This is a genomic window from Endozoicomonas numazuensis, from assembly GCF_000722635.1.
Lineage (GTDB): Bacteria > Pseudomonadota > Gammaproteobacteria > Pseudomonadales > Endozoicomonadaceae > Endozoicomonas_A > Endozoicomonas_A numazuensis.
This window is the reverse complement of the sequence record NZ_JOKH01000010.1, coordinates 186,155-198,783: the sequence shown is the minus strand read 5'-3', so window position 1 is coordinate 198,783 and position 12,629 is coordinate 186,155. Positions and strand designations below refer to the sequence as shown.

The following is a 12,629-nucleotide window of genomic DNA, read 5'->3' as shown; positions in this document are numbered from 1 at the left end:
CTGAGGTCGCTCCAAAGGCCTTGGTGATGTCCCAACGCCCGGTACCGCTGCTGTCGATGATGTTATCGGTATTGTCTGTGTAACCCGTGTATTTTTTACTATCAGTAAAATGAATGCCCGCTACAACTAGACCAGATGCATTCAATGTGACGTCTTTACCTGAACCGGAAGCATTCTCCACTGAGCCTGTTGTACTAACAGTTTCCACATTGAGAACTTCTATTGAAGCATCAGCTTTTGACGCACCGGACTGGGTTAGTTTCCAGTTACTGTCTAGAACACTATCATCAACAGTATCCCCCGGCCCATCAGCTCCCTCATCGCTCTGACCATCGATGATCTTTATACCCTGAAAAGTAATGCCCTTACTTTTAATGGCTCCTGATGCATCAATGATTTTAAATGTATCATTACCTAAGGTTCCGGTTAGAGTATCTGTTCGATCAGAAGCTGAGTTAGCAACAACCTCAATTGCATTAGCATTTTCAGCTGTTGGATCAAAAGTTAATTCACCAGAAACCACTACTTCGACATCTTTAATAATTACATCTTTGACTTCGGGATTTTCTAACTGACCACTAAAAACTGACAGGGTAATTTCATTATCTTCGCCGCCAGTGAGCGCTATATTCCCACCATTTTGGACAAAGGTATCATTACCCTTGGCATCAACATTTACTTTGTCAAAACCTGTTATCCTTCCAAGCTTGTTAAAGCTGTCACCACCACTACTGCCTACTTCGATGTTAGCAATACCAGATGATTTACTTATACCTGCAACATAACCTGATAAGTCAATTACTCCATCGTTAATAAAGTTTTGAGTTGTGATATCTAGAGTGCCACCAGCAGTATCAATTTTTCCTAAGGAAGTAATGTGGACAGTATTTTGAGCATCTAAAGTAACACCAAAGTCATAATCATTCTTAGATTCAATTGTGGCATTAATAATGATGTTATTATCCGCTATAAGTTCTAGTTTTGTATCCTGGTAAAAGCGATTGTTGTAAATAATATCAGTATCAACTGTGATATTGCCCAGATTATCATTCGCCAAATCATTATCAGCTATATCAGCATCATCTAATGTGGTTTTTATCTTTATGCTTGACCCGTCTCCTAAAGAAGACTCAAGTGAACGTATAGTAACAAAACTACCATCTTCTTTTTTCCCACGCTCATCAACCATCGACTCTTCAGATACAATACTTATATCAGTTGGATCCAACAACCATTTACCATTTTCACCCTGATCCGCCCCAGTATCCACAGTACCCGTAACTTTCAGAAGCTTCTTACCAGAAGTCTCAACAAAACCACCATCACCACCATTTTTGCCACCACGGGCGGTGATTTCGCCGTGAAATTCAGCGGTATCATCTGACCAGACAATAACTTTTCCGCCGTCACCGTTTTCTGTTGCGCTGGCATCTATGGTGACATTTTCATTAACGGTTACATTTTTGGCGTTATAGACATCGGCGTTTTTACCTTGGTAGTCGCCACCGATAAGAACAGTGCCCCCACCGTTCTCGCCGGTTGCTACAATACTGGCGTTACCCGTCAGGTTAATGGTATCGCCTTCAATCAGAACCTTACCGCCTTTACTGCCAGCGCCCTCACCCGACACATCAATTTTTCCTGAATGAGCAACCTGAGCACCAAAGCCTCCTAATCGTACGACACCACCTTCGGTACTGATTCCTTTGGCTTCGATAATGCCAGTGTTGTTGACGGCGTTATCAAACAGCCCTTTTGCAACATCTGCGGTTAACAGGACTTCGCCGCCATTCAACGTTCCTTCATTAAGAACGGCATCTTTAACACCCAGTTTCTTTTCAAGAACTTCCCGGGTCACTTTAACGCCAATCAGCTTATCGGCATCAAAAGTAACGACAGCTTCATCACCTGCCGCCAAAGCGACCAGACCACCAGAAATAAGACCTGTATTCTGAACGCTCTTACCCTGTAACACGGCGCCACTGATTGCCGATATCGAACCTTTGTTGATGACGTAACCTTCAGTTCCAGCTTTGCCTTCAAAAATATAATTTCCATTCATGAAGTCTTCTGTCTTGATATCAAGACCAGAGGCAACAAAGCTGTTGACGTTTATCTGAGAGGTTTCAGTGAACAGAAGCCCTCTTGGATTAACCAATAGAACATGCCCTTTGGCATCAATGGTTCCAAAAATGGCACTGGGATTTTCATCCAATATTCGGTTCAACACCATGTCCGAAGACGATGACTGAATGAATCGCACCATCTCATCCGCATCGACATTGAACGAGTCCCAGTCTATCGCCAGAAGATCCGATACCTGGTCAACATTGGTAATTTTGCCATCAACACTGATCGAGCCATCACCGCCTACAACTACACCACCTTGTGGTGCAGCAAGCACTGCTTCTGAACCCAAAAATGAAAGTGCAAGCGCACCTCCAGCCAGAGCTCGACGTTGAAGAGCGAAAGAGTATGAAAGTGGATTCAGTTGGAATGACTTCTGTATTCCACGATCTTTCTGTCCGGTTATTGTTTTGGTCATATTGCTTTCCTTGCGTATCCTGTGGGGCTGTCAGGAAGTATCGCTACAGCCACGGAAATCAATGTTCAGTTCAGGTAATAAGTAAAATCAGCTAACAGTTGCCACTCGGCATCATTACCCACCGAGCCTGTGCTTGATTTGTCTGACACCGGCTTGGAGAAGGTTAAAGTAGAAGCAAACTTATCCATCCAGTTCAGCCTCATTAGCAACCCGATCCCAGCCAGATGAGCCCAGGGGTCAACAGGTCTTTCATCCACTTCATTGGATTTATAAGCGTTTTCGATACCGTAGGCCGCGTCGGCAATAATGGCGTACTGCACAATGTCACTCAGGCGATAGCCGCCATAAACATCAAAGTCGAACCGTTCAGGTACATCAAAATACATTTCTGCGCCCAGATATACGCCTGTATCTGCAGAGAATTCGCTGGGGGAATAGGCACGAACACCACTGGAACCACCCAGTGAAAATTGCTCAAATGCAGGCAGTGCAGTATTGCCGTAACGGAGCTTAGTTTTAAAAATTAAACGCGACTCACTGTCTGTCATAGGTAAAGGAATAAAAAACAGCGAGTTGCTGTTCAGCGCGATCTTATAGTAGTCATCACCACGGGCATCATCGACTTCATTCTTAAAGCGTCCATACTGGATCCCCAGACGCCCCATATTCAGGGTTTTAAAGCGAGTACTTAAATGATCCCCTTCAAAAATCATTTCTAATGCTTGAGCTTTATCACCTTCTGCCAGGAAATCTTTTACAACAGAATTTCGATCAGACTGCTTATCACTCAGCCTTAAACCCGCTGCAAAGTTTTCAGCCCTGGATCGTTTAAACTGGTGCATAGCTGTCAGGCTGTATGTGGTATTACTGCCAGATATACCCAGAATATTGATGGTTTGTTCATCTTTAGAAGTAACTTCGTAATCATTCTGTTCAAAAAAGAACTCCAGACGAGTTCTAGAATCATAAACGGGTAGGCTGTAGCGAAGCTGGTAAAGATCTGCGTTATCCGGATTAAAAGACTTTAGACCACCGAGGGAAAGTTGATCACCTATACCGGTAGGGTTCATCCAGTCGCCCTGGATAAAGAGTCTGTTTTCACCCGTGAATTCAGGGCCATTATTATCGGCGCGAACGGTTAACTGCCACTCTTTCTCATCTCTGACCTGGAGATTAAGGTTGGATTCACCCAGGTTGTCGCCTTTTTCAAAGAAACCATAGACATTCAAGCCTGGCAAATCATTCAACAGGTAAATGCTCTCCTCTACCTTTTCATTGTTGACCAAATCTCCGACTTGACCTTCAAAGGCTTCGGACAACTGCTCATCACTGTACTTCTTACTGCCTTCCACTACGATTTTACCGAGAGTTCCGGCAACAATATCAAGCTGAACAATACCTTGTTTTACATCCTGGGGAGGTATGAATACTTTTGCCAGGAACAAACCCCGCTCACGGTAAAAGCGGGTTATTTCTTCTGTTATAGCAACAATATCGGTATAGGTAAGACCCCTTTGGGATCGTTGCTTGCGGAGCAGTGCATTTAATTCATTAAGATCGGCAATAGTCAGATCATCAGATCCCTGCTCACGTTTCTGTTTAAGAAACTGACCCAGCTGTTCAAGGTCCTGCTTTAAGAAGCCACTGTCCAGAGTGTCTTCAACCCTCATAAAATCCTGACGCAGATCTTCTGTAAGCTTTTCGATCACTTCACGGGTGATCCCTGCTTCCGGATATTCAGGCAGATTTCTAAAAGCAAAGCTACTGACAGCAATATGGGGTTCATTACCGTATTCGTCTTCTCCTGCAAAAGAACCTTCCGTTTCATCAGACAGATCACTTTTACGCTCATCAAACTCTTTTTCAATATCCCTTGGGTTAATATCGGGCGCTTCGGGAATCAGGCTTGGCGTAACAGGTACATCAATCGCGTACACTTGGGCACTAACAGCCAACATATGGGCAAACAGAGGGGCGAGCACAAAAGGCCGAATCATTCGACCTCTTTTATGGTCTCCATTACGGTACTGCCTTACATTTCCGTTCACTGCTTCAATCCTTTTTATTATTCTGTCAGCGCCACCCTGATGCTGGATAGCAAAAATCCTGTTAAAAGAGCATCTTATTTTATTTATGATTATTGGCTCTGTAACCCATGCTTGTTTTTTTAACCTAATTACAACGGGGTTACCTACTCCACTTAGGTGATCTAGTTCAAACTTCTTACCACTCGAAAACCGGTCACATCATCCGGTTGTCCCGAGTGATTAACCTGACTGGTCACCAGACAGCGTTTAAGGGGGTCTTTTCGACTCCCTCCCATGGCCATTAATTGACCACCACTATCAAATGCCCACTCACGAACATTACCGACATAATTGATCAATCCGTTATCGTTAGGCTTGCCTGTCGTTGCTTTTACCAGATCCGCACCTTTCTGCAACGAGCCAAACTTGATAAAGCAGTTTCGGTCTGGATCAGCACCGTTACGCTCAGCGTTCGATACACTCATCCATTCATTCAGGGTGGGAATACGATAGTTATAACCTGATTGCTGACTTAGCCACTGAGTGTAGGCCTTGGCCTGAGCAATACTGATATTGCTGGCGGGCATTCCAGCATCACCAGAAAGCGCGGAGCATTGACCTGTTTTCTTACAATAGTGATTAAAATCACCCACCGTGATTTCATAACGACTGACCGCTAATTTTTTATTCGTTCCTTTAGCCACTACCAGAACCGGGCTCTTGCCTCCACTGGTCAGGTAATCCTGACAGAAGTATCGTCGCCCCTTACTGCCTGAACCAGGTCGTAAGTGCGCACACATATCAATGGAAATAGACGCCAATTGATTTGACTTGGGAAACAAAACGACAGAATCAGACTTTATGCGCCTTGCAGAAGCCGGACTATGTCTTGCAACGGTCTTAATGCAGTTACCTAAACTATTGATAAATCCTTTTTGTTCCTTGTTATAACGAGCTTTACTAATCTTTTCTAAAGCATTGATTTTAGATGATAAATCACCTTTAACGTCAATCCTTGCACTGCAAGACAGTGAGTCTTGAACCGCAACCACAGCTGCATTAACTTTTCGCTGCTGAGCTTCACTGGCTAAACGCCGCTCTCTCGCTTTACGCTGCTTTTCAATCTGAATTTGTTCCTGCTTTCTCGCTTCTTCTAATCTCTCAGCCTCAACTTTTGCAGCCAGACGCTGCTCTTGCTGCCTTTTTATTAACGCTTCTTCAGCTGAAGCCAGCAAAGAAGCTTCCTGCTTAAGCTGATCGGACTCGTTCTGCCAAAGCCCTGCCTCATCCAATAATCGTTTGGCTTCTTCAAGCCTCCCTGAGGCTCTGGCCGCTGAAGCCGCATCAAGATAGACAGACATGGCTTTCTGTCGGGCCTGCACAATACTTTCGGAATCATCAGGAGCCAGGACCATGTACTCCCCAATCAGAGTATGAACTCTATCACTCCAGTGATCATTCAAAGGTTCTGATAATGCCTCATTCAAATTCTCAAGAGATATTCTCTGCTGCATCTCCAGCTCAACATTGGCACGAATGTTAACCTGCATCTCTTCCTGCATTTCTTCCTGCAGCGTCTCACGCAGCTGAGTTTCATCGACCAGGTGTGTTTGTTGATACACCAGCCCCGCAATCACAGAGGCCGCCAAGGCTCCGCCACTCAGATAATAAGGTAATTTGGATTTACTGAAAAATGCGGTTTTAAAGGCATCAACCGTTTGAGTGCGTTGATCTCCTTTCAACTGCAGGGCTTTTTCCAAAGCTTTCCATTGACGCTTTGTTAAACGCTTGATTCGAGCAGGCTTCAGCTTTTTCTCAAAAGCCTGATCTGCAGGTGTTTTGTCATAAGGGTGCCTGCCTGCAAATAATTCATAAGTCACACAGGCCAGAGCATAAACATCATCACTGGGTGACGGCTCTTCACCTTTCAGCATTTCATAACTGGCATAGGTCGGCGTTAAAGCACTGAGACTACCCGCATCAAAAATTGTTTTATCATCACCTGAACCACTGCTGATGCCCGTTGATGACACAGCTCTGGCAATACCAAAGTCAAATACTTTGGCAATCTTGTTTTTGGTATAGAAGATATTTCCGGGTTTAAAGTCAGAATGAATAATACCTTGCGAATGTGCATAGGCGAGTGCTTCAGAAATATCTTTAAAAATACCGTAAGCTTCTTCCTGATCCAGGCCCGCTCCGACACATTGACGAATAATTTCATCAAGAGGAGCACCTTCCATAAACTCCATGGTCATGAAAACCATGTCACTGTCCCGGTCAAAGTCATAAACCGTTACAATATTCGGATGAGCAAGATTTTGAGACTTTCTGGATTCTCTTTGTAGCGAGATAAACGCATCTGGATGACGTTTAAAGTCATCATTCAAAAGCTTTACCGCAACGTAGGGGTTACGGTCCTTTGCTTCTACTTTTCTGAGATCAACCGCCTGATAAACCGCTCCCATTCCCCCTGAGCCCAGCATTTTCTTCAGCTCAAAACGATTTTTGATTAACGATTTTTTTTGCTGTGGCGGTTCTTGTGAAGCGGGTGTCGATGGAGCAACAGGTGACGACTCTGCGATTACCGTTTTATCCTGATCAACTGACATATCATGGTGTTGACCGGTCTGTGCAGCTAAAACTGTGGCATCATCAGAAGGACTGACCGAATCAGTTGCTGATTCATTACCTGGCTCATTACCTGGCTCATTACCTGGCTCATTACCTGGCTCATTAAATGAAGAGTTACTTTGATTCTCAGTGACAATTCTCGTCTTATCATCAGCACTCATATCTTTCCCTGTACTTCTGCTGTGTAATTGCTTCTATGAAAAGGCGCACTCAGGTTAAAGCTCGTTATTCTTCTATAGCTAAGCTCATGAAAGACTTTTTCATATAGCCGAAAACCTGTGAACTGATACTAATTTTTATTGCCTGATCAAACAAGCATCGAAGCTTAATTCCCTGAAGATTTTTCATTCGCTAATTACATCAACAGAAAATCTAATCCATTTGAACTATACATACCAAAATAGTGAACTCCCTACTCTTCACTAGTAAAACATTTTTATCAATCGGATCAATCAATTGCAGAAATATCTCACAAGAAGACTCTAGCCAAGCTGGCTACGAGTGGGCTAATATCGTCTTGCATGCCAGATCATGCTTTCCAGTGTGAAAGTGTTGATTATTTATGGATGAAAAAATTAAGTTAACGCAGTTTACTGGAGCCTGGTTTCTTCCAGACCTGTAAATTAACAAAACAGGCTTATAACAAGGCCATAAGTCTATCAAACGGTGACCAACAGAAAAAAGACAGTGTCATGCACTTAATGCCTACTGATATAAGACAAGAAGCCGGCATTTTTTTATTACTGTATGAACACTGCATTATCATTCTCACTTCTTGAACCTTACACTCTGAGTGATGAATGCGTTAAGGATTTAAGCCAAAGAGGGAATGCAGCTTCCCCTGAAGTATTTAAATGGCTACAGAATAAGAAACAGCTGCACCTTTATAGTGGATAAGAGTGGCCCCAGTATGGCAGAAAATCTTGTATTCAAGGTGATTGACAGCCCGGCAGAAACCAACATGACCGGCCATACCAAAACCTTCTCTATGGCAGGAGGCAGTATTGGCCGTTCAGACTCTAACAACTGGGTTCTACCCGATATCGAACGTATCGTTTCGTCAACGCATGCCCAAATTGTATTTCAGGATAATCTGTATTTTCTGATGGATCAGAGCACTAACGGCACCTTCCTTAATGGATCTGATAAAGCTATTGGTAATGGACAGCAAATACAGTTAAACGACGGTGACGTTGTCAGCATGGGGCATTATCAGCTAAAAGCCGTATTAAAAGTAAAACGGAAAGATTTGCCTGACGGCCTGGAGAGTGTCGATTTTCTGGACACTTCAGATAAGACAACGATTGGCTCTTTAGCCGATATGCCTGCTTCCCCTGCTCAGGAAAGTCCGGCTTTTGATGAGTGGCTCGATGCACCGCAGACCAGTCAAGCCCAACAAAACAACTGGGGAACGGTAGACACTTCATTAGGCAACGTTGATATCCAGTCACAATCTCTGGACCCATTAGCGGCAAGCTCATCAACAACCGATGATTTTTTCAGTACCTCTTCTTCAGAAGCCTCAGTTGACCCATTAGCGGCTTTTTCAAGCCAACCCTCCAGTATCGATCCATGGGCTTCCGTTGATTCTGGGCAGAACAAGGACTGGTGGCAAGACAACTCTCAGCCAGACAACACACCGGCCATACAACAGTCTATTCAAACACCAAGACCTGCCAAACAGGCCACAATACAAGAGCCTGTACCTCAGCCTGTCACCATGAGCGATGTAAGTCTTGACCAGTTACTTTCAGAGCCAGAACCTCTTGCTCAGCAAACGCCTGCTTTTCAACCAGAACCTCAAATGGCTACTCCACAGGAAAACGCCCTTTTTGATCAGTTTCTGGCTGAGCCAGCCATCCCTGATATTCAACAGCCTCCGGCAGCACAACCAGAATTAATGGTTCAGCCTGCAGAACACGGCTTTACCGAGCCACCAACACAGAATCGGCCGCCAGTTCAGGCTCAAGTTTCACCCTCCATTGAGCCTGTTCGCATACCCGATAGTCAGCCGGTACAACAAGCACCTTCCAGCACCAGCCAACAGTTGGCCCAGAAGCTGGGGGTAGAAGTTAAAACACAAAGTGACCTTGAACGGATAGATCAGGAAGCCGCACTGCTGATCAAAGAAACAGCCAGTCGACTAATGGATCTTCTCAGAGCCAGAAGCACCGTCAAGAATGAGCTCAGAGTTGAGCGTACGATGATTGAGAGTCAGGACAACAATCCATTGAAGTTTTCAGCAACCGTTGAAGATGCACTCAACATGATGTTTGGCCGAAACAGCAATGCTTTCATGTCACCATCTGCTGCGATCAAAGACAGCTTTGACAATATTTCTGATCACCAGATAGCCGTTCTTGTTGGCATGCGAACCGCTTATGACGCGATGTTTGCTCAGTTTTCTCCTGACAAACTCTCCTCTTTGTTCGAGCGAATGAATGGCAAGGGCCTTTCAATGAATCGTAAGGCCAAAAACTGGGAAACTTTTCAAAAGTGGTTTTCTGATCTTCAGTCAGACCCTGAAACAACTTACAACCGAATATTCGGCGAAGTGTTTGCAGAAGCTTATGAAAAGAAACTGGCAGAATTAAAATCGGTTCGTAGCATGCAGCCATGAGCAGAAACATGAGCTTTCACAGTAAACAACGTAACTAAATCGTTTAAGAAATGGAGTTTGAGATGATCTTTACTAAACCTATAAAGCTATTGACCTCCCTGGTATTCATTGCACTTATAACAGGTTGCAGCACCAGCAGAGAGGTTCTTAACTTTGATACCAGTGCAGAATTAAGCCTTCAGGCGGCCAGTGACGTCAACCTGGATTCAGATGGACGTCCTTCCCCGCTAGTTATACGGATATTCAAACTCTCAGATGCTCGCCAGTTTGAAAGAGAAGACTTTCTCACGCTTTATGAGCAGGCCGAAGACCGTCTGGGTAAAGACCTCATTGGTACCGTTCAACTGAAAGAGCTGGCTCCCGGAGAGAACCGCCTTGAGACTTTTGAGCTGACCCCCGACATACGCTATTTAGGCATACTGGCTGAATACTCACGCTATGACGAAACCACAACCATGCTGGTTTTACCGGTCAGTGCCCATTACAGCAACGACTTCAGTCTGATTGCCAGTGAGAAAGGACTTTCAGAGCAGCAATGAGCTTATCCTGTAACCAAAGGCCACTACTGCGTAGTACTCAGAGCAAGGATTCTTGATCAATGTCCAACAATAACAAGGTCATCTGGTCTGAAGGCATGTTTCTTCGGCCACAGCACTTTCAACAGCAGGAAAGGTACTTTGAACAGTACATCGAACATCGTACCCGTGCCTGCGGTGCTTATTTTTGGGGTCTGAACAAACTCAGAATCGATATTGAACTGCTAAAACTGGGAAAAATCTCCATTATTGAAGCAGAAGGTGTGTTCTCGGACGGCACTCCTTTCTCTCTGCCGGCAACAGAACGTGCTCCGACCATTCTGGACGTTCCCGTTAATACACGTCACGAAGTGGTATACCTCTGTCTACCTCTGCGAAGCCCTGGCAGTCGACAGAGCACCCGACAAACAGACGACTCTTCACAGATACGTTTCTTCAGTGAAAGTTCTGAAGTCCGTGACAACGCTTCGAAATCTGCTGAACAGGCTGCCGTAGAAATCGGTCATATGACCCTGCACCTGAAGCTGGAATCAGAGGATAGAAACGGTTTTGCCTGCATTGGCATTACCCGGATACTGGAGAAACAACCTGATCAACCGGTAAAACTGGATAATAGCTACGTTCCGCCTTTACTGGACTGTCAGCTCTCTCCCGTTACCAGTGGTTACTTCGAAGAGCTACTGGGCCTTCTTAAACAACGGGGCGATGCTCTTGGACATCGTCTGGCTGACAGCGGGCGATCAGGCTCTGCAGAAATCGCCGATTATTTGCTGCTTCAGGTGATCAACCGCTATGAACCACTGATTATCCAGCTTTCCCGACAAGAGCAACTGCACCCTTTTGAGTTCTACAAAGAGCTGCTGCAACTGGCCGGTGAGCTGGCAACCTTTACTCACTCGGCAAAACGAGCTGACCGATTCCCCAATTATTCTCAGGAATCACTGGGAGATCTTTATGCGGCGTTGTTCTCCAGCCTGAGACAATCACTCAGCCAGGTTCTGGAACAAACAGCCATTGCCATGGAACTCACCAAACACAAGTTTGGAATTTTTGTTTCCCCCATCAAGGATCGCAGCCTGATATCCAGTGCCAGCTTTTACCTTGCCGTTAAAGCAGATATGCCGGGTGAACAGTTAAGAAACAACTTCCCGGCTCAGGCCAAAGTCGCGCCGGTTGAAGTCATCCGGGAACTGATCAGTGCTTCCATGCCCGGAATTATGGTGAGACCTTTGCCCGTTGCACCCAGACAGATCCCTTATCATGCAGGCTTCGCCTACTTCGAGCTGGAACGTTCCGGTAAAGCCTGGAGCGCCATGCAAAATTCAGGGGGGTTTGCTGTACATCTGGGAGCAGAATTCCCACAGCTGGAACTGGAACTCTGGGCCGTCAGAGACTGAGAGCAGCCTTGAACCGGAACCAATAATGGACTGAATCATGACAGATCGTACGGTAATTATTCCAACACCTGGCAGCATGCAGCAACCCGCCCAGGCCCCTGCAGCTTCAACTCAGCCTTCCCCTGCTCCAGACCTGGGCAGGGTACATGAGGCTATTCAAGTGCAGTCCGGGCTCAACCCACTGGTTCGTGCCGCATCCACTTTGCTGACACTTATCATCAAATTGCGAACCACAACCGATTATGGGAATGCCCCGCAACTTCATCAGCGAATCACACGGGAACTGCAAAAGTTTGATCAGGAGATCAAAGGTCAGGGCGTCGCTCAGGAAACAGTACTGGCCTCTCGATATCTGCTCTGCACAGTACTGGACGAAACAGTCATGAACACGCCCTGGGGGGCACAGTCTGGCTGGAGTCAACGATCCCTGTTAAGCATTTTTCATAAAGAAACCTTTGGTGGTGAGAAATGCTTCCTGATATTGCAAAGGCTTCAGGAAACCGCCAATCAGAATCTGGATGTACTCGAACTCTACTATCTCTGTCTGAGCCTTGGTTTTGAAGGGAAGTTCCGACTTGCTCCTAACGGACATGCCCAGCTGGAAACCATAAGAGATAACTTATACAACACTATCCAAAATCATCGTGGTTATGTCGAAAACGATCTATCCCCCCGCTGGGAAGGTAAAGGTCGTAAAGCTAATGGGCTGATGCATTACATTCCACTGTGGGTCTTTGCAGCCTGCACTATGGCGCTTTTGATGATGACCTACGCTGGCTTTTCTGTCTGGCTGTTTCAGGGTAACGAACCTGCCATCGAGATGATGCAGCAGCTAATGTCTGTAATGCCTGCTGAAATCACTGAACCCAA

At 45.4% G+C, this 12,629-nt stretch carries 7 protein-coding genes; 4 read left to right on the top strand and 3 right to left on the bottom strand.

Features of this window, described 5'->3' with window-relative positions; translation table 11 throughout:
* The 3 genes from GZ78_RS25835 to GZ78_RS27925 all read right to left on the bottom strand — a co-directional run.
* The coding region (locus tag GZ78_RS25835; RefSeq protein WP_034842834.1) for a two-partner secretion domain-containing protein at positions 1 to 2,545 on the bottom strand (2,545 nt) is incomplete at its 3' end.
* Between the two features lie 65 nt (positions 2,546 to 2,610).
* Positions 2,611 to 4,593, bottom strand: a complete 1,983-nt coding sequence (locus GZ78_RS25830) for a ShlB/FhaC/HecB family hemolysin secretion/activation protein (protein WP_152558963.1) — start codon at positions 4,591 to 4,593, stop codon at positions 2,611 to 2,613.
* Between the two features lie 161 nt (positions 4,594 to 4,754).
* Positions 4,755 to 7,367 (bottom strand): protein kinase domain-containing protein, encoded by a 2,613-nt coding sequence (locus GZ78_RS27925; RefSeq protein ID WP_051786562.1) that lies wholly within the window; start codon positions 7,365 to 7,367, stop codon positions 4,755 to 4,757.
* A gap of 749 nt (positions 7,368 to 8,116) precedes the next feature.
* Here GZ78_RS27925 and tagH point away from each other — a divergent pair.
* The 4 genes from tagH to icmH all read left to right on the top strand — a co-directional run.
* Complete coding sequence (gene tagH, locus GZ78_RS25820) at positions 8,117 to 9,826, top strand: type VI secretion system-associated FHA domain protein TagH (protein WP_161787498.1); 1,710 nt, start codon at positions 8,117 to 8,119, stop codon at positions 9,824 to 9,826.
* 62 nt (positions 9,827 to 9,888) lie between these two features.
* Positions 9,889 to 10,365, top strand: coding sequence for a type VI secretion system lipoprotein TssJ (tssJ, locus tag GZ78_RS25815; protein WP_161787497.1), 477 nt, complete (start codon positions 9,889 to 9,891; stop codon positions 10,363 to 10,365).
* A 59-nt stretch (positions 10,366 to 10,424) separates the two neighbouring features.
* Positions 10,425 to 11,759: a type VI secretion system baseplate subunit TssK gene (gene tssK / locus GZ78_RS25810; RefSeq protein WP_034842829.1), complete on the top strand. Its 1,335-nt coding sequence runs from the start codon at positions 10,425 to 10,427 to the stop codon at positions 11,757 to 11,759.
* 37 nt (positions 11,760 to 11,796) lie between these two features.
* On the top strand, positions 11,797 to 12,629 hold an 833-nt coding region (icmH, locus tag GZ78_RS25805; RefSeq protein ID WP_034842826.1), incomplete at its 3' end, for a type IVB secretion system protein IcmH/DotU.

Excerpts from the sequence above, each read along its gene's own strand:
- GZ78_RS27925 (WP_051786562.1), bottom strand. The coding sequence starts at position 7,367 with ATGAGTGCTGATGATAAGACGAGAATTGTCACTGAGAATCAAAGTAAC.
- tagH (WP_161787498.1), top strand. The coding sequence starts at position 8,117 with ATGGCAGAAAATCTTGTATTCAAGGTGATTGACAGCCCGGCAGAAACC.
- tssJ (WP_161787497.1), top strand. The coding sequence starts at position 9,889 with ATGATCTTTACTAAACCTATAAAGCTATTGACCTCCCTGGTATTCATT.
- tssK (WP_034842829.1), top strand. The coding sequence starts at position 10,425 with ATGTCCAACAATAACAAGGTCATCTGGTCTGAAGGCATGTTTCTTCGG.